The organism is Cupriavidus sp. 207A1 (genome assembly GCF_057798955.1).
Genome location: NZ_JBYOJO010000001.1, coordinates 1 through 22,669, shown reverse-complemented (window position 1 = coordinate 22,669; position 22,669 = coordinate 1). Strand labels below are relative to the sequence as shown.

The window sequence follows — 22,669 nt, the reverse complement described above, 5'->3', positions numbered from 1 at the left end:
GCGTCGGGATCGGGAATGGCAAGGCGCGTGCCAGCCCGGCAAGGTGGACTGGCGCACAGACCGGCGAACTGCCTGCATGCCTTGCGCGGCGCGGCCTGCAGGGCGGACCGACGTGGCGGCGAAGCGCGCGCGGACGGTGCCGCGGCAGGGCGAAACGCGTTACGTGCTACGTAACGTGTTCCGTGCACGCGGGAACACGCAGCGGCGGCGTGGCAGGACCCGCGGCGGCTGGCCGCGCCCGCTTCGCCGATGCTGCCTTGTTCCCCGCGCACGACACACGTTACGTAACGCGTAACGCGCCACGCTCTCCATGCCAACGCGCCGGCGGACCTCGCGGCGCTTCCCGCGGACACCGCGCAGGCCGCATGCCGCAAGGCTTCGCGGGTACCACACCCGACTTCGGCGGGGTCTGTGCGGTAGCGCGCCAAACGGCTGGCATACCGATTGCGCCATCACCGTCACCGCCGCACGCAGCAGACAAACGCGTTGCGCGGCCGAGCGATTGAAACGACGGGAATGAAGGAACAGACCATGCGCAAACAACAACTCGCCGTAACGGCACTCCTGGCAACCCTGCTGGCCCTGGGTGGCTGCGCCAGCGGCAGCGGCTCGACCTCGATGGGCACCAGCGATACCGCAGGAACCAATGGAAGCACCAATGGCGGCACGAATGCAGGCACCGGCGGAACCGGTGGCGGCACCGACCTGGCCGGTGGCGGTACCGGAGGCACGGGCGGCACCGGCGGCGGCAGCGGCGGCACGGGCGGTGGCAATGGCGGCAACACCGGCGGCAATACCGGTGGTGGCGAGACGCCCACCGCGCTGACCCCGACCGCCACGGTGATCGACAACGCCGGCACGGTGCTGGGCAATACGGGCAGCACCGTCGGCGACCTCGGCAACCAGCTTGGCAACGCCAACCTGCCGCTGCTGCCGGGCCAGACCCAAAGCGGGCTGGGCGGCGTGGTGGCCGCGACCGGCGATGCCGTCGGCGCACTGGCCACTGGCCTGCAATCCGGGCTGGGCAGCATGCCCAATTCGACCAACCCGGTCGGCACCACCGTCGCCAGCACCGGCAACGTGGTGACCGAACTGGGCAAGGCGGTGACCAGCGCCGGCACCGCGGTGAGCGGCCTGGGCACCGGCCAGCTGGCACCGCTGGCGCCGCTGACGTCGCCGCTGGGCGCGGTGGTCGGCACGCTGGGCAATACCGTCGGCAACACCGGCGGGACGCTGACCTCGGTGTTGTCGAGCGGCGCGGTCGAGCAGGTGACCATCACCACCAGCAAGCTGATCGTGCCGATCACCTCGCAACTGACCAGCACCACGCAGGCACTGGGCGCGGCCACCGGCCTGGGCGCCCCGACCAGCAGCCTGCTCGCGACCGTGGGCGGCGCGCTGGCCACCGCCGGCACCAAGCTGCAACAGACCAACACGCCGGTGGTCGCGGGCGTCGGCGGCGTGGTCAACGCCACCGGCACCACGGTGGCCTCACTCGGCGGCGCGGTCAACGGCCCCGCCAGCGGCGGCGGGCTGGGCGCGCTGGGTCCGGTACTGGCACCGGTTACCACGCTGGCCGGGGGGCTGGCAGGCGGGGCAGGCGCCGGCGGCACGGGTTCGCCGCTGGCGCCTGTCACCGGCCTGGTCGGCAGCGTCACCGGAGGGCTGGCCACCGCCACCGCCAACACGCCGCTGGCTCCGGTCACGTCGCTGGTCAGTGGCGCGGTGGGCGGCCTGGGCAGCGCCACTGGCGGAGCCGGTGGTTCGCCGCTGGCGCCCGTCACCAGCCTGGTCAGCACCGTCACCGGCGGCCTGGCCTCGGCCACGGCCAGCACGCCGCTGGCCCCGGTCACCGGCGCGGTGAGCGGCGTGGTGAATGGCGTGGTCGGTGGCGTGGTCGGCAGCGTTGGCGGCGCAACCGGCGGCACTGGCACCACCAGCCCGCTGGCGCCCGTCACCAATGTCGTCTCCGCCGTGACCGGCGGCGCCACCACTACCGCGGGCAGCACCACCACCAAGGGCTCGACCACCGGCCCCGTCGGTGGCCTGGTCGGCGGCTTGCTCGGCGGCCTGACCGGCGCGCTCGGACAGAAGTAATCCTGCCTTGGCCGCTGCCCCGGCGATCGTTTGATCACGGGCAGCGGTGCTCACCTGATTCAACGTAGCGGCCACGCGCTGGACCGGCAGTATCGGCCAGCAGGCGCCCGGGGGTAGCGGCAATCCCCACGCCGGTGGCACGCGACGTCAATAGCCGCAGTGTTTCTTACAGGGGTTTTGCCATGCGTGCACGTCATCGCGTTGCCGCGCTGCTGGTCGGCGTCGGCGCGTTCCATCACGGCCTGGTCCAGGCCGATCCGCGCAGCCCGGTCCAGGGCGATCCGACCCAGACGCTTCCCAAGATTGCGCCGGCCCGGCCCGACAGCCGCGTGACCGTGCAGGTAGAGCGGCCGCAGCCCGCCATGCAGGACCTGCTCAGCGCGCGCCTGACGCCGCGGCGCTTTCGCATCGAGGGCGCGAAGACGCTGCCGTTCGAGGAGGTGGCCGCGCAGTTCCAGCCGCTGGCCAACCGCGAGATCACGGTGGCGCAGCTGCTGGAAGCCGCCAATGCGGTGACGCAGATGTACAAGGCGCGCGGCTACCCGCTGTCGTTCGCGTTCGTGCCGGCGCAGGACTTTGCCAACGGCGATGTGCTGGTCACGGTGGTGGAAGGCTACGTCGCCAAGGTAACGGTGACCGGCAAGGCGGGCCCGACCGAGCGCCGCCTGCGCGCCATCGCCGAGAAGCTGCAGCAGGACCGCCCGCTGCGCCAGGACCGCTTCGAGCACTACGTCAACGCGCTGGCGCTGCAGCCCGGGCTGCAGGTGGCGGCCACGGTGCAGCCGCCCACCACCACCGACGGCGCCTGCGAGATGGTGCTCGAAGTCAAGCGCAAGCCCTTCACCTTCGGCACCGGCATCGAATACATGTCGCCGGGCCTGCGCGCCATCGCCACGGCCACCACCAACAGCCTGACGCCGCTGGGCGAGCAGATCTCGGTGTCGGCGCTGTTCCCGAAGGGCCGCGACAGCGAGGAATACTACGCCGCCAGCTATGCGCAGCCGATCGGCACCGAAGGGATGGTGGCGCGGCTCAATGCCTCGCACTACCGCGGCGTACCGCAGAATGCGACGCTGGCGCCGATCGGCTTCAACCCGCGCTATGTCAACGACACCAAGCGCATCGGCGGCACCCTGAGCTATCCGCTGCTGCTGTCCAACGCGCATACGCTGACACTGACCGGCGGCGTCTACGGCGCCGACCAGTTCGAGCGCTATACCCATACCGCCACCGGCACGCGCGTCACGCTCGGCACCAACGTGCGCGTGGCCACCGCGGAGCTGACCTATGTGCAACGCGGCGAAGGCGTCAGCCGCAACGCCACGCTGGGCCTGTACAAGGGCTTCGATGCGCTCGGCGCGAGCCGCCAGAACAACGGCAACGACCTGAGCTTCTTCCGCACGCGGCTGCTGCTGTCGCAATCGAAGGACCTGCCCGCGGGCTTCGGCCTGACCGTGGCCGCCGCCGGCCAGTACAGCGGCGACCGGCTGGCCTCGGGCGAGCAGATCAGCTTTGGCGGACGCTTCTTCGGCCTGGGCTACCCCGCGGGCGAAGTCGCGGGCGACAAGGGCTGGGGCGCGTCGGCCGAAATCAGCCGGCTATTTCTGCCGGACCTGACCTACCTGCGCACGATCCAGCCCTATGTGTCGGCCGACGTGGCGCGCGTGTATTCCAACAGCGTGTCGCTGTCGCACCGCAGCCTGTCGTCGGTGGCGCTGGGCGCGCGCTTCTCGGACCGGCGCTACTACACGCTGGACCTGTCGCTGGCGCAGCCGGTCGGGGACAAGCCGACCAATGCCAGCCGCCGCTCGCCGCGCATCAACATGATCTATTCCTACCAGTTCGACTGAATCCCGGTTTTTCGAAGGTTCCCTGCACGGCCGGCGGCAGTTCAGCGCCGGCCGATTTTTCTCGCGAGGGCCGCGTCGCAGCATTTTCGTCAGCCATCGCCGACGGTCACGCGGTTCAGGCTTGACCAGTCAATCCATGCGCGCATGCTGGCGCTGGCCGGGCGCGAGACCGAAGCGCAGCAATGGATCCGGCGGGTGCCGCAGACCGCCACCGGGCCCTTTATCGACAAGATGCTCGCGTTACTGCGCGACGCGCCGCAGCAGGCGCTGCAGCGTCTGTACGCGCATGCCTGCGAGGCCGCGAGGATGGTGCCGCAGGCCGCTGCCGCGGCCTGAACACAGCGAGGGCTCAGGTCACGCGGAAACCCACCTTCAACGTGACCTGGTAGTGCGCGATCTTGCCATTCTGGATATGGCCGCGCGTTTCCACCACTTCGAACCAGTCGATGTTCTTGATGGTCTCGCCGGCCTTGGCGATGGCGCTCTGGATGGCCTGGTCGCAGCCGTCGGGGGAAGAGCCGACGATCTCGACCAGCTTGTAGGTGTGGTTGGTCATTGCCTCTCCTTGGCGGCCGCGGCCGCACGGGTTGCATCCATCATAGGCGCCGGCCGCGGATAGTCCCAAGGCTGCGGCGCGACGCCATGCACACCGCAACACCGGCCACAGATCCTGTTACACAATCCCGCTTTGCCAGTGGCGTATGCGCCTGCTACGCTGCGTTCCCGCCCCGGACAGGTGCGGCGCGCGGCGCGCGCACGCTGTCCTTCACCGACGCCAAGATCCGCCGTGACTTATCGCTTCATTCGCCGGGCCGCGCTGGGCCTGGGCCTGGCCGCCGCCGTGTCGGCCTTCACTTCGTTCAGTCCCTTCGCGCTGCTGGCCCATGCCCGTTCGGCATCGACCTTCGATCAGGTGTCCGAGACCATCGCCGACAGCATCAGCGAGACCTTCAACGAGGCCATCGCCAATCACTTCCCCTCGCGCGCCGGCAAGCCCGCGCAACCGGCCCAGCCGCCCGACGCCAGGCCGCTGCCCGCCAAGCCCTTTGCCGATGGCAGCGGCTACACGCTGTGCTTCGTGCCGGATGGCGCGAGTTGCCAGGCGCTGCTGATCAATGCCATCCGCAGCACCCGCCAGCGCCTGCTGATCCAGGCCTATTCGTTCACCAGCGCGCCGATTGCCGAGGCCGTGGCGCAGGCGCACCGGCGCGGCGTCGACGTGCGCGTGATCCTGGACAAGAGCCAGCAGAGCGAGCGCTATACCAGCGCCACCTTCCTCAAGCACGCCGGCGTGCCGGTGGTGATCGACAACAAGCCCGCGATCGCCCATAACAAGGTGATGGTGTTCGACGACCAGGCGGTCTTCACCGGCTCCTTCAACTTCACCAAGTCGGCGCAGGAGCGCAATGCCGAGAACGGCATGCTGATCCGCGGCGACGCGGCGGTGGTCAAGGCCTATACCGACAACTGGCACAAGCGCTACCGGCAGTCGCGCGCGTACTGAAGGCAGCTCGACGGCCGCCTGCACGATGCGGCGCGTGGTGGCACACTGGCGGGCTGACATTGCGGCAACCCCTGCCAAGTCCTTTCCGGAGAATCCTTCGCCATGACAGCCATTCCCGACAGCCAGTGGATCCGCGTCGACACCGCCGCGGGCAGCTTCGATGCCTACCTGAGCCTGCCGCCGGCGGGCGTGCAGCCCGGTGCGCCGGGCATCGTGCTGCTGCAGGAAATCTTCGGCGTGAACGAGCATATCCGCGCGGTGGCCGACCAGTACGCCGCCGACGGCTATGCCGTGCTGGCGCCGGACGTGTTCTGGCGCCAGGCCCCGCGCGTGCAGCTGGGCTACGAGGGCGACGACATGGCGCGCGCCATGGCCTTGCGCAAGGCCGTGGACGTGTCCGCCGCGCTCGACGACATCGCGGCCACGGTGCAGGTGCTGCGCCAGCATACCGGCGCCGGCAAGGTGGCCGCGGTGGGCTACTGCTTCGGCGGCCTGCTGTCGTACCTGAGCGCGGCACGCGGTCTGGTGGATGCGGCCGTGCCTTACTACGGCGGCGGCATCCAGAACCAGCTGCAGGAAGCCGCCAACATCCGCGTGCCGGTGCAGTTCCACTACGGCGCGCTCGACGCGCATATCCCGTCCGACGCCGTGCAGGCCGTGCGCGATGCGATGGCCGGCAAACCCGCCACCGAGATCCACGTCTACCCGCAGGCCGACCACGGCTTCAACTGCTGGGCGCGCGGCTCCTACCACCAGCCCAGCGCCGCCCTGGCGCACGGCCGCGCGCTGGTGTTCCTGTCGGCATCGCTGTAGTCCCGTGAAAGGGCTGCCGGCTTGCCATGGCGAGGCGGCAGCCCTTATCCTCGGCGCCTGGCTTCAAGACTTGCTGGACCCCAACCATAACAACGGAGACCACCATGCAGTCAGAGCAGCAGCGCGCCCTGCGCAACACCATCCCCGACGCCATGGCCCGCGCGGTGCGGCGCAGTCCGGACAAGACCGCGATCCGATTCGGCGAACGGTCCTGGACCTACCGCCAGCTCGATGAAGCCACGGCGCGCATCGCCGGCGCGCTGGCGCAGTGGGGCCTGCGTCCCGGCGACCGGGTTGCCGCCTTTGGCAAGAACTCCGACGCCTATGTGCTGTTGTGGCTGGCCTGCCTGCGCAGCGGCCTGATCCATGTGCCGGTGAATTTCTCGATGACGCGCGCCGAGGCCGAGTACCTCGTCACGCAGTCGGGCGCCAGCGCGATCTTTGCGGATCCGGCGCTGGCCGACCGCGTCGACGGGCTGCCCTGCAAGGTCCGCGGTACCCTGCATGGCGGCGATGGTCGCACCGATATTCTCGCCGCTGCCGCCGACGGCCCCGCCGTGCCGGTGTCCGAAGCCCTTGCCGACACCACGCCCGCGCAGATCCTTTACACCTCCGGCACCACCTCCGCGCCCAAGGGGGCGGTGCTGACGCATCGTGCGCTGCTGGCCGAGTACGTCAGCACCATCGCCGCCTGCGATATCCGCGCGTCGGACTATTCGCTGGCCGCGCTGCCGCTGTACCACTCGGCGCAGATGCATGTGTTCCTGATGCCGCTGCTGCTGTGCGGCGGCACCACGCTGATCGCCGACAGCCCGGAAGCCGGCTATTGCCTGCGCACCATCCACGCCGAGCGCATCACCAGCTTCTTTGCGCCGCCGACGGTCTGGATCGCGCTGCTGCGCCATGCGGAGTTCGATCCGGCCCGGCTGGGCGCGCTGACCAAGGCCTACTACGGCGCCTCGATCATGCCGGTGCCGGTGCTGCTGGAGCTGCAGCAGAAACTGCCCGCGCTGCGCTTCTACAACTGCTACGGGCAAAGCGAGATCGGGCCGCTGGCCACGGTGCTGGGACCCGCCGAGCACGCCGCGCGTCCGGCCTCGGCGGGGCGGCCGGTACTGAACGTCGAGACCCGCATCGTCGATGAAACCCTGCAGGACGTGCCGCCGGGCGAGCTGGGCGAGATCGTGCATCGCTCGCCGCAGTTGCTGACGCATTACTGGGACAAGCCGGAGCAGACCGCCGAAGCCTTCGCCGGCGGCTGGTTCCATTCCGGCGACCTCGGCTGCATGGATGCCGAGGGCTACCTGTATGTGGTGGACCGGATCAAGGACGTGATCAACTCGGGCGGCGTGCTGGTGTCGAGCCGCGAAGTGGAAGAGTGCCTGTACACCCATGGCGCGGTGGCCGAGGCAGCGGTGTTTGCGCTGCCGCACCCGAAGTGGGTCGAGGCGGTGACGGCGTGCGTGGTGCGCAAGCGCGGCCACGAGGCCGCCACCGAGGAGGAACTGGTCGCGCATGCGCGCCAGGCACTGGCACCCTTCAAGGTGCCCAAGCGCATCGTGTTCGTCGCGGACCTGCCGCGCAATACCGCCGGCAAACTGCTCAAGCGCCAGCTGCGCGAGGATTACGCGCAGCTGTTCGGCGCAGACTGACGCCCTCAGTACGGCACGGCAACGCCGTTCTCGATCCTGACGCGGTCGCCGATACGCATCTGGTAGGCGTTGGACTGGGTCAGCGTCAGGTAGCCGTTGTCGCTGGTGCGCACGCGCACGCGGTAGGCCGGGGCACTGGTGCCGGTGCGCTTCTCGACCTCGTTGCCGGCCACCGCGCCCGCCACGGCGCCGCCGATGGTCGCCACGGTATTGCCGCGGCCGCCGCCCACCTGGTGGCCCAGCAGCCCGCCGACGATGCCGCCCACCACCGCGCCCGCGCCGCTGGTCGACGGCGGCTGGCCCGGCACCACCTCGATGCCCTCGACCCAGCCGTAGCGCACGCCGTAGGCCTGGTTGCCGTAGCCGTTGCCATAGCTGCCGTCCTGGTACGACGGCTGCGGATACGAAGACTGCGGGTAGTCCTGCTGCGGATAGCCTTGCTGCGGATAGCCTTGCTGGGGGTAACCCTGTTGCGGATAGCCCTGCTGCGGGTAACCGCTGATGGTGGTGCCGCTGCCGTAGCCGGTGTTGCCATAGCCGCCGCCGTAGCCCCCGCCATACCCCCCGCCATACCCCGCGCCATAGCCGTTGTCGTAGCCGTACGGCGTGGCACACCCGGCCAGCGCACCGGCGCCAAGCACCGCAAGCACAACCGAACGAAAGGGGATGGACATGTCAGGACTCCTGCGCGCTGCGCGTGTTGGGGAATGCGCGCGAGTCTAGGGCCGCCGCGGGCCAGCGGGTGTCACCGGAGCTTGTGATTGGTAACCGCCTGTAACGGCCGCTGGTGCCGGCGTGGCAACGCTCAGCCGCGCTCCGCGCCGTCGTCGTTGAACTGCGTGATGCGGGCCACGCGGAACGCGCCGCGCAGCGATTCCAGTTCGGTCCGGTGCAGCATGGCGAGCCGGTTCAGGTAGCGTTCTCCCTTGGCGGTCAGGTGCACCTGCACCACGCGCCGGTCTTCGGGATTGAGGCGCCGCTTGACCAGCCCGGCGGCCTCGCAGCGATTGACCAGCGCCACCACGCCATGCTGCTTGGCCTGCAGGCGCTCGGCCAGTTCGCCGATCGAGGCCCAGTCCTTGTCGGCGCAGCCGCGGATGTGCAGCAGCAACAGGTATTGCTGCACCGTCAGCCCCTCCTCGCGCGCCGCGTCTTCGGAGAACCGCAGGAAGCGGCGCAGCTGGTAGCGGAAGTCGGACAGTGCCTCGAAGTCGGCCTGGGTAAGCGGGGCGGGTTGCGGCGACGAGGCGGACTTGCTGGGCATGGGCGGCAAAAAACGCGAAAGGGAATGAAGGCGCGGCAATCCGCGCAAGCCCGCGGCGGGGCGCTCGCAATTATAGGGGCCGCGCGGCACAGCGGTAGCCGACCCCGGTTTGCGCCGTGCGCGCGCCCGGCTATGGCAGAATCTGTGCGGTTGCAGACACCTTCACCCGTCACCGGAAAACGCACCGATGTTCTCGGAAATCGCTCTCTTCCTGCTGGATACCGTCTTTACCCTGTTCGGCATGGCGCTGCTGCTGCGCGTCTGGATGCAGCTGACGCGGCTGCCGACGCGCAATCCGGTCTCGCAGGGCGTGTTCCAGATCACCGACTGGCTGGTGCGGCCGCTGCGCCGGATCATCCCGGGCGTGGGCGGCATCGACTGGGCCACGATCCTGGCCGCATGGCTGACCGCGGTGGTGTTTCTGGCTTTGGTCGCGCTGATCAGCGGCATCGACCTGCCCGGCTTCGTGCCCGCCATGCTGCTGACCGCCGTGCTTTATGTGCTGAAGTGGTCCATCAGCCTGGTGATGTGGGTCACGCTGCTGATGGCGATCCTGTCGTGGGTCAACCCGCATTCGCCGATCACGCCGGCCATCGACCACCTGACCGCGCCGGTGCTGCGCCCGATCCAGCGCGTGGTGCCGCGCCTGGGCGGCTTCGATATCTCGCCGCTGGTGCTGTTCGTGATTGCGCAGATTCTGCTGATGGTCCTCGCCCGGGTCGGCGCTGGCATCATCGGGCTGCACTGACGGCATCCGGCGCGCAGGGCCGGCGCAACGCCTTCAGCCGCTGCGCCCTCAGCCCGCGGTGCGGGCCTCTCCCGGTGCCGGCCCGCCCGCGGCGGCATCCAGCCCGGCATCCCGCGCCGTCTCGGCATCCCCTTCCGGCGGCAGCTCCGACACCATCATCGATTCGATCGCCTCCATGAAGGCGCGCACCTTGCGCGGCTGCAGGCGCCGGTCCGGCAGCAGCGCGAACACGCGCAGCGGCGGCAGCGGGTAGTCGGGCAGCACGCGCACCAGCCGCCCCTGTGCGACCTCGGCCTCGCAATAGATTACCGACAGCCGCGCGATGCCCAGGCCCGCCAGCGCGCCCTGCAGGCGCAGCTCGGCGTTGTGGGTCTGCATGCGCGGGCGGATCGGCACCGAGACGGTCTGGTCGTCGCGGGTGAATTCCCAGACGGTGTCGCCGGGCGTGGTCAGCGTCGGCATATTGGCCAGGTCTTCCGGGCGCAGTTGCGCCGGCAGGCTGGCCGCCAACGCCGGCGCGGCGAACAGGCCGCGTTCGACGTGGTAGATCCGGCGCGCCACCGTGCCGGAGTCTGGCAGGTCGGCGTCGACGATGACAAAGGCCACGTCGAAGCCGTCGCGGATCGGATCGACCAGGCCCTGGGTGATTTCCACTGCCACATCCAGCGCGGGGTGTGCCGCCAGCGTGCGGCAGATCACGCCGCCCAGCTGCTGCGCGCCGAATTCATAGGGAGTGGCGATGCGCAGCACGCCCTGCACGCGTTCCTCGCGCGCCAGCGTTTCCTGGCGGATCTCGCGCAGCCGCGCAAACAGCGGCGCGACGTCGCGATAGACCGCCTTGCCGGCATCGGTGAGTCGCATGCGCCGCGTGGTGCGCTCCAGCAACTTGGCGCCGATGGCGGTTTCCAGCCGCGCCACGGCGGCCGACACGCGCGACTTGGGACAGTCGAGCTGCTCCGCCGCGGCCGTGAACGTGCCCTGCTCGACCACGCAGCAGAACGCCTCCCAGTCATTCCATTGGATTGTTTCGTTCACCGGACAATGTTTCCCTGACAACCTGTAGTTCTCGACGCTGGGCCTACATTATGCTTGAGCGATGCAACAAACGCCTGTCCAGGCTGGATCGGACGCGCTAGCCCCCGCCGTTCCAGCCATCCCCGCCCCCGCCGCCCCCGGCATCGATACCTTCCAGCGCCCGCGCATGCAGATCGCCAGTCACCCCGAGATGGGTCACTGGCGTCTTTCATTGTTCGGCCTGACGCTGGGTCTGGTGACCGGCATCGACTTCTCTTCCACGCTGATGATGGGCGTGGCCAGCCAGCATATCCAGGGCGGCGTCGGTGCCGCGCCGGAAGACTACCTGTACGCGGTCTCGGCCTACGCCGCCACCGCGGTGCTGATGAACATGGTGCTGGACCAGGTCGCGCGCCGCATCACGTACAAGCGCTTCACCATGGTGTCGCTGCTGGTGTTCATCGCCGGCTCGCTGATCTGCGCGGAATTTGCCAGCCCGGCCGGGCTGATCGGCGGCAAGGCGGTGCAGGGACTGGGCGCGGGCGGCCTGTTCGCGGCGTCGCGCATCCTGGTCCAGCTGGTGTCGACGCCGGCCGAGCGCGCCCCGCTGATGCTGCGCTTCGGTGGCGGCGCGTTCTCGATGCTGGCGATCACGCCCTGGTTGACCAGCATTTTCCTGGACGATATCGGCTGGCGCGCGGTGTTCCTGTTCCAGGCCGGCATTGCGCTGCCGGTGCTGCTGTCGGTCGTGCTGACCTACCCCACGCGCGCGCCGCGCGATCCGCACCCGCCGGTGTCGACGCTGGACTGGCCCGCCGCCATCGCCGCAGCGCTGGGCGCGCTGGTGTTCCTGCATACGCTGCAGGAAATGCGCTACACGCGCTTCTTCAGTTCGCTGGAAATGCCGCTGGCCGCGCTGTGCGGCGTGGCGCTGTTTGCCTTCAGCGGCTGGCGGCTGTATCGCCATCCGGACCCATGGATCGACTTCTCGCGCCTGGCCGGGCGCCAGTACCTGTACGGGCTGGGCTTCTACACGCTGTACTACCTGCTGTCGTCGGCGTGGTCGTTCCTGCTGCCGACGCTGACGCAGACCGGGCTGGGGCTGACCTTCCGCACCACCTGCATGCTGCTGTCGACCAGCGGCACGGTCTCCGCCATCGGCGCCATCGTGATCACGCTGGGGATGGCGCTGGTGTTCCGCAAGCGGCGCGTGATCGCGGCCGGCTTTATCGTCTACGCGTGCGCGGCGATGCTGCTGTCGACCCAGCTGATGCCGGGCGCGCCGGACTACGCGCTGGTGCCAGTGGTGCTGCTCGAAGGGCTGACGCCGGTGCTGCTGATGGTGCAGGTGGCGTCGATGACCTACCTGGAAGTGCCGGTCGAGGATTTCTCGCACGCCTACCAGTTCAAGAACGTGTGCAAGCAGATCGCCTCGGCGATGGGCACCGGGCTGGCGAGCGTGTTCATGCAGGACGGCCTGGCGCAGCATCGCACCCACCTGGTCGAGCACATCACCCGCTTCAACCCGGCGCTGCAGGTACCTGACGCGCTGTCCGCGGCCGGCCTGGCCAAGCTGTCGCAGGAAGTCGACCGGCAGGCCACGCTGCTCGCCGGCATGGACCTGCTGCATGGCTTTGCCGCGCTGTGCGTGGCGGGGGCGGTGTTCGTGCTGGTGCAGCGCAGCTTCCGCTAAGATCAGGGCTGGCCGCGGCGGGCCCGTCCTGGCCCTTCCTGGCCCGGCACTGGCGCAATGCCGGCATTTCCTCTACCCTTTCGGCCTTTCCGTGCCAATCCGGCGAACCGCGCCGGGCTACGCAGATGGCCAGTCCCACCGATTCCCGCCAGACCCCGCCGCCAGCATCGCCGACCGCCGACAGCGCCGCCGCGCCCGAAAAGCCGAGCGACAGCTATGTGCAGTCCTTTGCACGCGGGCTGTCGGTGATCCGCGCCTTCAACGCGCAGCACCCGGCCCAGACCCTGACCGAAATCGCCCAGGCCAGCGGCCTGACACGCGCCGGCGCGCGCCGCATCCTGCTGACGCTGGTGGGGCTGGGCTATGTGCAGGCAGACGGGCGCCTGTTCCGGCTCACGCCCAAGATCCTGGACCTGGGCTTCGCCTACCTGACCTCGATGCCGTTCTGGAACCTGGCCGAGCCAATCATGGAGACGCTGTCGCAGCAGGTCCATGAAAGCTGCTCGATCTCGGTGCTGGACGGCACCGAGATCGTCTACGTGCTGCGCGTGCCGGCGCGCAAGATCATGACCATCAACCTGTCGATCGGCAGCCGCCTGCCGGCGTATTGCTCTTCGATGGGACGGGTGCTCTTGGCCGGGCTGAGCGAGCCCGAGCTCGACAGCGTGCTGCGCGCCACCGACCTGCGCGCGCGCACCGGGCGCACCGTGACCGACGTGGACGCGCTCAAGGCCATCGTCGCCGATATCCGCCAGCGCGGCTGGGCCCTGAACGACCAGGAGCTGGAAGAGGGGCTGGTATCGCTGGCCGCGCCGATCCGCAACCGCGCCGGCCACACCATCGCCGCCATCAACATCAGCGGCCAGGCCAACCGCACCAGCGCGCAGGAGATGCTGGAGCGCTTCCTGCCGCCGCTGCTAGAAGCTTCCGAGAAGATTTCCGGGCTGGTCGGACTGCGCACCTGAGCGCGCGCCGCGCCGGCTCAGACCCCAGGCAACTCCACGCTGCCGAACTCGGCCGAGCGCGTGCCATCCAGCGGCCGGTTGCTGGCGCCGAAATACGCGAACGCCACCGACAGCTTGACCGCGTTGGACGCATTGCGGCCGGCCGCGTGGAACAGCCGGCTGTCGAAACACAGCACATCGCCACGATGCAGCACCAGCGGCTGCGCGGCATCCAGCAGCGGCTGGCTGGCCGGGTGGGCTTCGATCAGGAATTCGGCTGGGTCCAGCTGGCCGGGCTCGAGCCTGGCCTGGTGCGAACCCGGGATGACGCGCAGCACGCCATTGCGCTCGTCCTCGTCGCCCAGCGCCAGCCACACCGTCACCAGTTCCGGCCGCGCAAACGACCAGTAGCGGGTATCGCGGTGCCAGCCGGTCTGGCTGCCGTAGTGCGGGTGCTTGGTCATCACGCAGTTGTGATGCGCCAGCGTGATGCGCGCAGGCTCGCCGAGCAAGGCCTGCACCACCGCCACCAGCTTGGGATCGCTGGCCCAGCGGCGGAACACCGCATCGCGCCCGTAGGCCTGGCGCAGGCGCCTGACCGTGCCGCCGCCGGCGGCATCGCGCGTGGCCGGGGCGCCCGGATAGCCGAGGTCGGCCTCGAACTCCACCGGCGGCACCGCCGCGGCGAGATGCTGGCGCGTCACCGCCTCCAGTGCCGCGCACGCCGGCTCGTCGGCAAAGCCGCGCAGGATCACGAAACCGTTGGCATGGAAGGCCTGCACCAGGCGCGGCAGCGCGCCGGCGTCGGCGGACAGGGTGGAAGCGGGCAGGTCGGCGCAGGGATCCAGCGAGGTCATTGCAGCAGGCGCGGCGCACGGCCGCGCGAAGAGGCGGAAACAGGAACAGGGGCCGCGGTGGCCCGACAGGCTCATGATGCCAGAACCGGCGCCATCTGGCGCAGGCGCCGCATCCGCAGCCTGCGCGTCGGGCCGGGCCAGCGGCCGCCTGCGTACGGCAGCAGACGGTCGCGCATGCCGTGCGCGCCGCTACAATGCGCTGGTCTTTGCCCGATAATTCCTGCATCCACCGCGATTTTTTCAGGCTCCGCGCCGAGGTCCCACGTGACTGCACGCCCCCGCATCGTCGCTTCGCTGGCCGAGGCCCAGGCCCAGCTGGGCCGCATTGTCCTTGGCAAGCCACAACAGGTGCGGCTGGCGCTGGCCTGCATGCTGGCACGCGGCCACCTGCTGCTGGAAGACGTGCCGGGTGTGGGCAAGACCACGCTGGCGCACGCGCTGGCGCGCACGCTGGGGCTGCACTACCAGCGTGTGCAGTTCACCAGCGACCTGTTGCCGGCCGACCTGATCGGGGTTTCGGTCTTTGTCCGCGACGCCGGCGAATTCCGCTTCCACCGCGGCCCCGTGTTCGCGCAGGTGGTGCTGGCCGACGAGATCAACCGCGCGCCGCCCAAGACCCAGAGCGCGCTGCTCGAGGCAATGGCCGAGCGGCAGGTGACCCATGACGGCGCCACGCATCCGCTGCCGTCGCCGTTTTTCGTCATCGCCACGCAGAACCCGCTGGAGCAGATCGGCACCCATGCGCTGCCCGAATCCCAGCTGGACCGCTTCACCATGCGGCTGTCGCTGGGCTACCCGGACCCCGCCTTCGAGCGCGTGCTGTACCTGGGCGGCGCCAGCGCGGCGGAACTGCCGCCGGTGATGGATGGCAGCCAGGTGCTGGCGCTGCAGGAAGCGGCCGCGCAGGTGTACGCCAGCCCGGCGCTGGTCGATTACGTGCTGGCGCTGGTGCAGGCCACGCGCAGCCACGGCGGCTTTGCCGCGGGACTGTCGCCGCGCGCCGGGCTGGCGCTGCTGGCCTGCGCGCGCGCCTGGGCCCTGCTGGCGCAGCGCGACCTGGTGCTGCCCGAAGACGTGCAGGCGGTGTTCATGGCCGTGGCCGCGCACCGCCTGTTGCCGGCCGGCGCCGGCGGCCACGCCGCCGTCGATGGCCAGCTGGCCGCGCTGCTGGCCGGCGTGGCGATTCCCTGAGCGCCATGGCGGCGCGCAAGGGCGTGCTCGGCGGCACGCCACGCCTCGCACCGCGCCGCGCCGCAAGCCGGCGTCCTGCTGGTGGCGCTGGCGGCGTGGTGCTGCTGGACCGCCGCCATCTCTATATCCTGCCCACGCGCGGCGGGGTCGGCTTTGCGGTGGTGCTGGCCGCGATGCTGATGACCTCGCTGAACTACAACATCAGCCTGGGTTTTGCGCTGACCTTCATGCTCGCGGGCATCGGCATGTCATGCATGTGGCTGGCCTACCGCAACCTGCTCGATCTCGCCGTCGCCGCGGGGCCGGTGGCGGCGGTCCATGCCGGGGAGGACGCGATCTTCCAGGTGCGCGTCGACAGCCGCGGTGGCGACGCGCGCGTGGGCATCGAAGCGCGCCTGCCCGCCATGCCGGAAGTCGCCGCCGCGACGCTGACGCTCGATGCCAATGCCAGCGGCATGCTGGCACTGCACGTGCCGGCGTCACGCCGGGGCCGCCTGGCGCTGCCGCGCGTGACGATCGCCAGCCGCTTTCCGTTCGGCCTGTTCCATGTCTGGAGCCATGCGGACCTGGAAATGTCGACGCTGGTCTACCCCGCGCCGGAAGCCGACGCACCACCACCGCCGCCCGCGCACCGCCCCGACGATGGCGACGACGCGCACGCTGCCGCCAGCACCACGCACAGCGAAGACGGCATCGACCAGCTGCGCCGCTACCGCAGCGGCGACCCGCTGCACCGCATCGCCTGGAAGCACAGCGCGCGCACCGGCCGCTGGCTCAGCCGCGCCGGCGATCCGCCGCGGCAGCCGGCGCGCTGGCTGGACTGGCACGCGCTGCCCGCCGGCATGGAGGCCGAGGCCCGGCTGTCGCGGCTGTGCGCATGGCTGCTTGCCGCCGGCGACGAAGTCGAGATCGGCCTGCGCCTGCCCGGCATCGAACTGCCGCCGGCGCGCGGCGCCAGCCACCGGCGCGCGTGCCTCGAGGCACTGGCCTTGTGGCCGCAGCGTCCTGGCACAGCGCGCGCTGCGGAACCCGCATGAAACCCGCGCCCCGGCCGCTGCGGCATGAAGACCACGGCCTGCTGCTAGGACAGCTGGCACTGGTGCTGGCGCCGCAGGCGCGCACGCTGCCGGTGGCGGTCAGCCTGCTGCTGGTGCTGTTGCTGGCGTGGCGCTGGCTGCTGTGGCGGCGGCGCGCGCCGCTGCCGTCGCGCTGGATGCTCGGCACCACCGCGATGCTGGTGCTGCTGGTGGCGTGCGCGCTGGTGTGGCAGGACGGGGGAGGCATCGGGCGCGAGCTGGCGGTGGCGTTGCTTGGCGCCTTTGTCATCCTCAAGCTGCTGGAATGCCGCGCGCTGTCGGACGCAACCCTGGTCACGCAGCTGTCGTTCTACCTGCTGCTGACGCTGTACCTGTCCGATCAGCCGTTCTGGCTGGCGCTGTACAGCCTGGCCATCGGCGCCTGGGTCCTGCGCAACTGGCTGTTGCTGCATCACCCCGAGGCGCGCAGCCGGCTGGCGATCTGGCCGCTGCTGGGCCGCATGGCGCTGCTGGGCCTGCCGTGGGCGCTGGCGCTGTTCGTGCTGTTCCCGCGCCTGGAGCACCCGCTGTGGCAGCTGCCGCAATCGGTGCAGAGCGGCACCACCGGCATCAGCGACACCATGCGCCCGGGCAGCGTGGGGCAACTGATCCGTTCGTCCGAAATCGCCCTGCGTGCGGAAATTGCCGGCCCGCCATTGCCCGTGTCGGCGCTGTACTGGCGCGCGCTGGTGCTGTGGGAATACGACGGCACCACCTGGCATCCGTCGCGGCTGCGGCGGCAGCAACTGGCGCCGGCGGCCAGTACCGGCGGCACGGCCGACATCGACATCAGCATCACGCTGGAACCCAGCCGGCAACGCTGGCTGTTCGTGCTCGACCGCGGCCAGGCGCTGTCCGCCGGCGCGGATGCCGCGATCACGCCAGACGGCGAGTTCATGGCACGCCGGGCCGTGGACCAGCGCGTCCGCTATCGCACGCATTCCACGTTGTCGCCGCCGGCGGAAGCGCTGCCGCCGGCCACGCTGCGGCTGGCGCTGAGCCTGCCCGCCGGCAATCCGCGCGCCCGCGCTCTGGGCGCGCAATGGGCACAGCGCCATGCCGATCCTGCGGCGCGCGTGCAGGCCGCGCTGCGGCTGTTCGCGGCGGCGCCGTTCGCTTATACGCTCGCCCCGCCGCCGCTGGGAGCCGAACAGATCGACAGCTTTGTGTTCGACACCCGGCGCGGCTTCTGCGAGCACTACGCCAGCAGCTTCGTGTTCCTGATGCGCGCCGCCGGCGTGCCGGCGCGCGTGGTCACGGGCTACCAGGGCGGCGAGTACAACCCCATGGCCAACCACTACGTGGTGCGCCAGTCCGACGCGCATGCGTGGGCCGAGGTCTGGCTGGATGGCCGCGGCTGGATACGCGTGGACCCGACCAGCGCGGTCGCGCCCAGCCGCATCGAGCAGGGGCTGGATGCGGTGGTCGGCAACGAAGCCGCCGACTGGCGTCCGTCGCGGCAACCGGGATGGCTCAAGGATTTGCGCTGGGCCTATGAGGGCATGGTCTACACCTGGCAGCGCTGGGTGCTGCAGTACGACCATGCGCGACAGCAGCGGCTGCTGCAGGCGCTCGGCACCAGTGCCGGTGCCGGACCGCTGCTAGCCGCCGTGCTCGGCATGCTGTGCCTGCTGGCGCTGGTGCCGCTGTGGCGGCGTCGCGCGCCCGCGGATCCGGTCGGCGCGGCCTATGCGCGCTTCTGCGCCGTGCTCGCCCGCCATGGCTGCACGCGCGCGCCGGCCGAAGGCCCGCAGGATTTTGCGGCGCGGGCCAGCGAGCAGCTGCCGCGCGCCCGCGCGGCGATCGCCGCAGTCAGCGCCGCCTATGTCAGCCTGCGCTACGGCAACCTGCCGGCCGAAACGCAGGCGCAGGTTCTGGCGTCGATGCGGGCGGGCATCCGCGGGATCTCTGCGGCATTGCGTCGGTAGCGGGCGCGTGCATGTTGGGCGCGCCGATCACGCAACAGGCCACACCGATCGCTGGCGAGGATATCTATCGGCTGCTTGCCGCTTGCCAGAACTGCGCCGGCCGCAGGCTACGCCAGGGGACTACAGAAACTACCGGGAAGATCAGGGAGAAGCGAAGGCGCCGCGCGCGAAGGGTGGGCGCGGACGGGTCGCAGTGCCGGCGAACGCGGCACCGGCGAAGATCCTGCTCAGAACAGCGACAGCTGGCGCATGCCGAAACCGATGGTCTCTTCCACGCGCGCACGGGCGTGGGCCAGCGAGCCTTCCGCGCCGGAGTAGTTGCCGGCGGCCCAGTGGTAGACCACCGGCAGCTCGCCGCGCTCGGACAGGCGCACTTCGCCAAGCTTGTCGCCACGCTCGTTGCGGTAGAAGTGCGAACGGTAGCCGCGCTCCCAGTGCGGGGCGACCTCTTTCTTGCGCCGCCGGGGCTTCGGCGCGGAGCCGGTGGCAGACGTCGTGGACGTCAGCCGCCGCGCTCTATCGGTACCCGGCATCGGGGCACGGGTGAAATCCAACTGCATAGACTTCCTCTTTGTCGATTCAGCAGAACCAGGGCCGGCGGGGGCTGCCGCCGCATGCTTCGTGCATCGCAGTCGAGATGATACCTGCTGGCGCGCTTTCTGTAAGCAGTTCGTTGCGCTGAATCCCGCCTCCGGTAAGGCTTAGCGGGCCGTATACCCGCACGTATACCCACTCGTAAACGTGCTGGTATACGTGCGGGTATACGGCCCGCGAGGACGTCAAAGCCTTGCTGGTTAACGACTTGCGGGCACGCAGCGGTGCCCGCAAGGATCAACCCAGATCGAGCGGAATGAAAATGCGCGCATCATCGCGCTGCACCAGCAGCGCCACCTGCTTGCCCGATTTGCCCACCAGCGCCCGCAGTTGATCGACCGATGCAATCGGCGTGCCGTTGAGCGACAGGATCACGTCGCCGGGCTGGATGCCCACGCGCGCGGCGGGACCGGTCACGTCCTCGACCACCAGGCCGCCTTCGATACCGCTTTCGCGCTTCTCCGCCGGCGACAACGGGCGCACCGCCAGCCCGAGCCGGCCATTGGCCTCCTTGCCGCCCGCTTTTTGCGCCACCGCCTGGTCACGCGCGGTGCCGACCGTCACCGACAATGTCAACGGCTGCCCCTTGCGGATGATCTTCAGCGAGCTCTGCGTGCCCGGCTTGATGTCGGCCACATGCTCAGGCAGGTCGCCCGAATGATCGATCACGTCGTTGTCCAGCTGCACGATGACGTCGCCGGGCTTCAGTCCCGCGCGCGCGGCGGGACTGTCAGGCTCGACCGAGTTGACCAGCGCCCCGGTCGGCTTGGGCAGGCCGAACGACTGCGCCAGCGCCTGGTTGACCTCCTGCACGCTGATGCCGAGGCGCCCGCGCGTGACCTTGCCGTGCGCCACCAGTTGCTGCTGCACCTTGGTCGCCACGTCGATCGGGATCGCGAACGAGAGGCCCTGGTAGCCGCCGGTCTGGCTGTAGATCTGCGAGTTGATGCCGACCACCTCGCCGCGCTGGTTGAACAGCGGACCGCCCGAGTTGCCGGGATTGACGGCCACGTCGGTCTGGATGAACGGCACGTAGGTGTCGTCAGGCAGCGAGCGCGACTTCGCGCTGACGATACCCGCGGTCACCGTGTTCTCGAAGCCGTAAGGCGAGCCGATCGCCAGCACCGGCTCGCCTACCCGCACCTGCGACGGGTCGCCCAGGCGCACGGTCGGCAGATCCTTCGCATCGATGCGGATCACCGCCACGTCGGTCTGCGGATCGGTCCCGAGCACCTTGGCCTTGAACTCGCGGCGGTCGGTCAGCTTGACGGTCACTTCCTGCGCCCCGTCGACGACGTGCGCATTGGTCAGGATCAGGCCGTCCGGGCTGACGATAAAGCCGGAGCCCTGCCCGCGCACCAGTTGCTGCGGGCCGCCCTGCGGCCCCTGGAACTGCGGCCCGAAGCGCTTGAAGAACTGGAACAGCGGATCGTCCGGATCGATGCCGGGCGGCATCTGCACCGCCGTGCGCTGGGCGCGCGCTGTCACGCTGATATTGACCACGGCGGGTCCGTACTGGGCGACGATGCCGGAAAAGTCCATCGGCCTGGCCACGGCATCCGCCGGCTGGGCGGCTGCCACCACGGGCGCGGGAGCCGCGTACCCCGGGGGGATGACTTCTCGCTGCAGATAGGCATAGCCGCCGCCGAGCGCGGCCAGGGCTGCGATACCAACGGCGGTGCGAGCAATGGTCTGGCGCATCATAGGTGTTCCTTTCCTTTTAGCATCTGGCGTCGGCACGATGCGACGCAACACCGTCATGCTAGCGACCAAGACTTAAAACAGACTTAAGGCCAAGGCCGTCATCCAGCGTGCCCCTCCCATCCGGCTCATGTCCCGAAAATTTATCTTGCACACAATCTAATTGTGTCTAATATATCGGTATGGAACGCGACAACGAACCCGTCACCGACTGGCTTTTGCTGGATCACCAACTATGCTTTGCGCTGTATTCGAGCTCGCTGGCGATGACCAAGCTGTACAAACCATTGCTAAGTGAGCTTGGGCTTACTTATCCGCAGTATCTCGTCATGCTGGTCTTGTGGGAGACGGAAACGTTGTCGGTCTCGGAACTCGGCAACCGCCTGGCGCTGGATTCGGGCACGCTGACGCCACTGCTGAAGCGGCTCGCCGCAACGGGGCTGGTCGAGCGCACGCGGGACGCAGCGGACGAACGCCGGGTCCTGGTCAGCCTGACCGACACCGGCCGGGCACTGCGTCAGCGCGCCGAGAAAATTCCTGAACAGATGTTATGTGCCACGCAATGCCCGGTCGAAGAGATCCAGGCGCTGACGCGGCGCTTGCATGCACTGCGGTCGACGCTCGAACAAGCGCGGACCGATTCCAGCCTGCCGGACTGACGGCAGGTATTGATACCGCCCCTGCGGGCAACCAAACCGGAGCCTTAGATGAAACTCGAGAAAGTCGTATATACCGCCCATGCCACTGCCACCGGCGGCCGCGATGGCCGTGCCACCACGTCCGACGGCCAGCTCGACGCCAAGCTCGCCGTGCCCAAGGAGATGGGTGGCGCGGGTAACGGCCTGAATCCCGAGCAGCTGTTTGCAGCCGGCTATTCGGCTTGCTTCCTCGGTGCGATGCGCTATGTCGCCAGCCAGCAGAAGATCAACGTGCCTGCCGATGCATCGATCCAGGGCGCGGTCGGCATTGGCCCGATCCCCCAGGGCTTCGGTATCCAGGTCGAGCTGAAGATCTCCCTGCCGGGCTTCGAGCGCGAAGCGGCCGAGAAGCTGGTCGAGCAGGCGCACCAGGTGTGCCCATACTCGAACGCAACGCGCGGCAATATCGACGTCACGCTGACCGTGGTCTGAAGCAAGCCACGAAGAAAAAGGCCCGCATCGCGCTTGCGATGCGGGCCTTTTTTGCTTGATCTCACGCTGTCTGCTGGTCCACGTCGAGGGTCGGCAGCTGCGCGCAAAATGACCGCTTCTGCGCGGAACTCATGCGTTTGATTTCGATTTCCGCCTTCAACGCCTCAGATTTAGTGGCGAAGCGCAACTGGCCGAGCACGCGGATGGGCTTGCGCGAGCGCGTATATTTGGCGCCTTTTCCGGACTGGTGTTCGGCGAAGCGGCGCGCCACATCCGTGGTAATGCCGGTGTAAATCGAATCGCCGGTGCATTCGAGCAGATAGAGATACCAGGCGCAGTCAGCAGACATGATGGAAATGGAGGACTGCGGTAATGGTATTACGGCTTCGCGACGACGGCGAGCGCAGCGTTTTTCCGCCGCGCCAAAGACAAAACCCCTCGCAGCACACGCTGTCGAGGGGTTTTGCACAATAAGAGCCTGGCGATGACCTACTTTCACACGGGAATCCGCACTATCATCGGCGCGGAGCTGTTTCACGGTCCTGTTCGGGATGGGAAGGGGTGGTTCCAGCTCGCTATGGTCACCAGGCATGAGGGGTTGTGGCGCTGTCGG

The 22,669-nt window shown here is 69.3% G+C and carries 22 protein-coding genes and 1 rRNA gene; 14 read left to right on the top strand and 9 right to left on the bottom strand.

Annotation, left to right across the window (positions count from 1 at the left end; translation table 11 throughout):
• Nucleotides 1-531 precede the first annotated feature (531 nt).
• The 3 genes from AC3FMM_RS00115 to AC3FMM_RS00105 all read left to right on the top strand — a co-directional run bounded on the left by AC3FMM_RS00115 (nt 532) and on the right by AC3FMM_RS00105 (nt 4,283).
• Nucleotides 532-2,097 (top strand): collagen-like triple helix repeat-containing protein, encoded by a 1,566-nt coding sequence (locus tag AC3FMM_RS00115; protein ID WP_488685922.1) that lies wholly within the window; start codon nt 532-534, stop codon nt 2,095-2,097.
• 182 nt (nt 2,098-2,279) lie between these two features.
• Entirely contained in the window at nt 2,280-3,947 is a 1,668-nt protein-coding gene (locus tag AC3FMM_RS00110; protein WP_115711957.1) for a ShlB/FhaC/HecB family hemolysin secretion/activation protein, read from the top strand.
• A 144-nt stretch (nt 3,948-4,091) separates the two neighbouring features.
• Nucleotides 4,092-4,283 carry a hypothetical protein gene (locus AC3FMM_RS00105; RefSeq protein WP_488685921.1) on the top strand — a complete coding sequence of 64 codons (192 nt, stop codon included), beginning with the start codon at nt 4,092-4,094 and terminating at the stop codon, nt 4,281-4,283.
• 13 nt (nt 4,284-4,296) lie between these two features.
• On the opposite strand, the gene AC3FMM_RS00100 is transcribed toward AC3FMM_RS00105, so the two are convergent.
• Complete coding sequence (locus tag AC3FMM_RS00100; RefSeq protein WP_018004776.1) at nt 4,297-4,503, bottom strand: dodecin; 207 nt, start codon at nt 4,501-4,503, stop codon at nt 4,297-4,299.
• Between the two features lie 231 nt (nt 4,504-4,734).
• Here AC3FMM_RS00100 and AC3FMM_RS00095 point away from each other — a divergent pair, with 231 nt between their 5' ends.
• The 3 genes from AC3FMM_RS00095 to AC3FMM_RS00085 all read left to right on the top strand — a co-directional run bounded on the left by AC3FMM_RS00095 (nt 4,735) and on the right by AC3FMM_RS00085 (nt 7,916).
• Nucleotides 4,735-5,451: a phospholipase D family nuclease gene (locus AC3FMM_RS00095; protein ID WP_240987718.1), complete on the top strand. Its 717-nt coding sequence runs from the start codon at nt 4,735-4,737 to the stop codon at nt 5,449-5,451.
• A gap of 102 nt (nt 5,452-5,553) precedes the next feature.
• Nucleotides 5,554-6,264, top strand: a complete 711-nt coding sequence (locus AC3FMM_RS00090) for a dienelactone hydrolase family protein (RefSeq protein WP_115711953.1) — start codon at nt 5,554-5,556, stop codon at nt 6,262-6,264.
• Between the two features lie 104 nt (nt 6,265-6,368).
• Entirely contained in the window at nt 6,369-7,916 is a 1,548-nt protein-coding gene (locus AC3FMM_RS00085) for an acyl-CoA synthetase (RefSeq protein ID WP_488685920.1), read from the top strand.
• A 5-nt stretch (nt 7,917-7,921) separates the two neighbouring features.
• Here the strand turns inward: AC3FMM_RS00085 and AC3FMM_RS00080 are convergent, their stop codons facing one another.
• Both AC3FMM_RS00080 and AC3FMM_RS00075 read right to left on the bottom strand, forming a co-directional pair.
• On the bottom strand, nt 7,922-8,590 hold the full coding sequence (locus AC3FMM_RS00080; protein WP_326347739.1) for a glycine zipper 2TM domain-containing protein: 669 nt from the start codon (nt 8,588-8,590) through the stop codon (nt 7,922-7,924).
• A gap of 131 nt (nt 8,591-8,721) precedes the next feature.
• On the bottom strand, nt 8,722-9,180 hold the full coding sequence (locus tag AC3FMM_RS00075; protein WP_115711948.1) for a MarR family winged helix-turn-helix transcriptional regulator: 459 nt from the start codon (nt 9,178-9,180) through the stop codon (nt 8,722-8,724).
• 187 nt (nt 9,181-9,367) lie between these two features.
• On the opposite strand from AC3FMM_RS00075, the gene AC3FMM_RS00070 reads away from it, so the two are divergent.
• Nucleotides 9,368-9,928, top strand: a complete 561-nt coding sequence (locus AC3FMM_RS00070; protein ID WP_115711946.1) for a YggT family protein — start codon at nt 9,368-9,370, stop codon at nt 9,926-9,928.
• A gap of 48 nt (nt 9,929-9,976) precedes the next feature.
• On the opposite strand, the gene AC3FMM_RS00065 is transcribed toward AC3FMM_RS00070, so the two are convergent.
• A complete protein-coding gene (locus tag AC3FMM_RS00065) occupies nt 9,977-10,963 on the bottom strand; it encodes a LysR family transcriptional regulator (protein WP_473704706.1) in 987 nt (328 codons plus the stop codon).
• Nucleotides 10,964-11,024: 61 nt separating this feature from the next.
• Here AC3FMM_RS00065 and AC3FMM_RS00060 point away from each other — a divergent pair, with 61 nt between their 5' ends.
• On the top strand, nt 11,025-12,635 hold the full coding sequence (locus tag AC3FMM_RS00060; protein ID WP_115711942.1) for an MFS transporter: 1,611 nt from the start codon (nt 11,025-11,027) through the stop codon (nt 12,633-12,635).
• A 125-nt stretch (nt 12,636-12,760) separates the two neighbouring features.
• Nucleotides 12,761-13,600, top strand: coding sequence for an IclR family transcriptional regulator (locus AC3FMM_RS00055; RefSeq protein WP_115682188.1), 840 nt, complete (start codon nt 12,761-12,763; stop codon nt 13,598-13,600).
• A gap of 17 nt (nt 13,601-13,617) precedes the next feature.
• On the opposite strand, the gene AC3FMM_RS00050 is transcribed toward AC3FMM_RS00055, so the two are convergent.
• Complete coding sequence (locus AC3FMM_RS00050) at nt 13,618-14,436, bottom strand: phytanoyl-CoA dioxygenase family protein (RefSeq protein WP_116313311.1); 819 nt, start codon at nt 14,434-14,436, stop codon at nt 13,618-13,620.
• Between the two features lie 264 nt (nt 14,437-14,700).
• Between AC3FMM_RS00050 and AC3FMM_RS00045 the strand changes: the two genes are divergently transcribed.
• Genes AC3FMM_RS00045 through AC3FMM_RS00035 form a run of 3 tightly spaced genes read left to right on the top strand, consistent with a single transcriptional unit; the run spans nt 14,701 to nt 18,631 of the window.
• Nucleotides 14,701-15,627, top strand: a complete 927-nt coding sequence (locus tag AC3FMM_RS00045; RefSeq protein WP_116313310.1) for an AAA family ATPase — start codon at nt 14,701-14,703, stop codon at nt 15,625-15,627.
• Between the two features lie 5 nt (nt 15,628-15,632).
• Nucleotides 15,633-16,664 carry a DUF58 domain-containing protein gene (locus tag AC3FMM_RS00040; protein WP_115711936.1) on the top strand — a complete coding sequence of 344 codons (1,032 nt, stop codon included), beginning with the start codon at nt 15,633-15,635 and terminating at the stop codon, nt 16,662-16,664.
• Entirely contained in the window at nt 16,661-18,631 is a 1,971-nt protein-coding gene (locus AC3FMM_RS00035) for a transglutaminase TgpA family protein (protein ID WP_488685919.1), read from the top strand. Before AC3FMM_RS00040 ends, AC3FMM_RS00035 begins: the two co-directional genes overlap by 4 nt.
• A gap of 227 nt (nt 18,632-18,858) precedes the next feature.
• Here AC3FMM_RS00035 and AC3FMM_RS00030 read toward each other — a convergent pair whose 3' ends face one another.
• On the bottom strand, nt 18,859-19,191 hold the full coding sequence (locus tag AC3FMM_RS00030; RefSeq protein WP_018004792.1) for a hypothetical protein: 333 nt from the start codon (nt 19,189-19,191) through the stop codon (nt 18,859-18,861).
• A gap of 271 nt (nt 19,192-19,462) precedes the next feature.
• Entirely contained in the window at nt 19,463-20,929 is a 1,467-nt protein-coding gene (locus AC3FMM_RS00025) for a DegQ family serine endoprotease (protein WP_488685918.1), read from the bottom strand.
• Nucleotides 20,930-21,108: 179 nt separating this feature from the next.
• Between AC3FMM_RS00025 and AC3FMM_RS00020 the strand changes: the two genes are divergently transcribed.
• Both AC3FMM_RS00020 and AC3FMM_RS00015 read left to right on the top strand, forming a co-directional pair.
• Nucleotides 21,109-21,585, top strand: a complete 477-nt coding sequence (locus tag AC3FMM_RS00020; protein WP_115711930.1) for a MarR family winged helix-turn-helix transcriptional regulator — start codon at nt 21,109-21,111, stop codon at nt 21,583-21,585.
• Between the two features lie 48 nt (nt 21,586-21,633).
• Nucleotides 21,634-22,056 carry an organic hydroperoxide resistance protein gene (locus AC3FMM_RS00015; RefSeq protein WP_018004795.1) on the top strand — a complete coding sequence of 141 codons (423 nt, stop codon included), beginning with the start codon at nt 21,634-21,636 and terminating at the stop codon, nt 22,054-22,056.
• 61 nt (nt 22,057-22,117) lie between these two features.
• Here AC3FMM_RS00015 and AC3FMM_RS00010 read toward each other — a convergent pair whose 3' ends face one another.
• Nucleotides 22,118-22,405 carry a GIY-YIG nuclease family protein gene (locus tag AC3FMM_RS00010; protein ID WP_116313307.1) on the bottom strand — a complete coding sequence of 96 codons (288 nt, stop codon included), beginning with the start codon at nt 22,403-22,405 and terminating at the stop codon, nt 22,118-22,120.
• A gap of 127 nt (nt 22,406-22,532) precedes the next feature.
• Nucleotides 22,533-22,645, bottom strand: a 5S ribosomal RNA gene (gene rrf, locus AC3FMM_RS00005).
• Nucleotides 22,646-22,669 lie beyond the last annotated feature (24 nt).

Coding starts and splice junctions, on each gene's coding strand:
- AC3FMM_RS00115 (WP_488685922.1), top strand. CDS start 532: ATGCGCAAACAACAACTCGCCGTAACGGCACTCCTGGCAACCCTGCTG.
- AC3FMM_RS00110 (WP_115711957.1), top strand. CDS start 2,280: ATGCGTGCACGTCATCGCGTTGCCGCGCTGCTGGTCGGCGTCGGCGCG.
- AC3FMM_RS00105 (WP_488685921.1), top strand. CDS start 4,092: ATGCTGGCGCTGGCCGGGCGCGAGACCGAAGCGCAGCAATGGATCCGG.
- AC3FMM_RS00100 (WP_018004776.1), bottom strand. CDS start 4,503: ATGACCAACCACACCTACAAGCTGGTCGAGATCGTCGGCTCTTCCCCC.
- AC3FMM_RS00090 (WP_115711953.1), top strand. CDS start 5,554: ATGACAGCCATTCCCGACAGCCAGTGGATCCGCGTCGACACCGCCGCG.
- AC3FMM_RS00085 (WP_488685920.1), top strand. CDS start 6,369: ATGCAGTCAGAGCAGCAGCGCGCCCTGCGCAACACCATCCCCGACGCC.
- AC3FMM_RS00080 (WP_326347739.1), bottom strand. CDS start 8,590: ATGTCCATCCCCTTTCGTTCGGTTGTGCTTGCGGTGCTTGGCGCCGGT.
- AC3FMM_RS00075 (WP_115711948.1), bottom strand. CDS start 9,180: ATGCCCAGCAAGTCCGCCTCGTCGCCGCAACCCGCCCCGCTTACCCAG.
- AC3FMM_RS00070 (WP_115711946.1), top strand. CDS start 9,368: ATGTTCTCGGAAATCGCTCTCTTCCTGCTGGATACCGTCTTTACCCTG.
- AC3FMM_RS00060 (WP_115711942.1), top strand. CDS start 11,025: ATGCAACAAACGCCTGTCCAGGCTGGATCGGACGCGCTAGCCCCCGCC.
- AC3FMM_RS00055 (WP_115682188.1), top strand. CDS start 12,761: ATGGCCAGTCCCACCGATTCCCGCCAGACCCCGCCGCCAGCATCGCCG.
- AC3FMM_RS00050 (WP_116313311.1), bottom strand. CDS start 14,436: ATGACCTCGCTGGATCCCTGCGCCGACCTGCCCGCTTCCACCCTGTCC.
- AC3FMM_RS00040 (WP_115711936.1), top strand. CDS start 15,633: ATGGCGGCGCGCAAGGGCGTGCTCGGCGGCACGCCACGCCTCGCACCG.
- AC3FMM_RS00035 (WP_488685919.1), top strand. CDS start 16,661: ATGAAACCCGCGCCCCGGCCGCTGCGGCATGAAGACCACGGCCTGCTG.
- AC3FMM_RS00030 (WP_018004792.1), bottom strand. CDS start 19,191: ATGCAGTTGGATTTCACCCGTGCCCCGATGCCGGGTACCGATAGAGCG.
- AC3FMM_RS00025 (WP_488685918.1), bottom strand. CDS start 20,929: ATGATGCGCCAGACCATTGCTCGCACCGCCGTTGGTATCGCAGCCCTG.
- AC3FMM_RS00020 (WP_115711930.1), top strand. CDS start 21,109: ATGGAACGCGACAACGAACCCGTCACCGACTGGCTTTTGCTGGATCAC.
- AC3FMM_RS00015 (WP_018004795.1), top strand. CDS start 21,634: ATGAAACTCGAGAAAGTCGTATATACCGCCCATGCCACTGCCACCGGC.
- AC3FMM_RS00010 (WP_116313307.1), bottom strand. CDS start 22,405: ATGTCTGCTGACTGCGCCTGGTATCTCTATCTGCTCGAATGCACCGGC.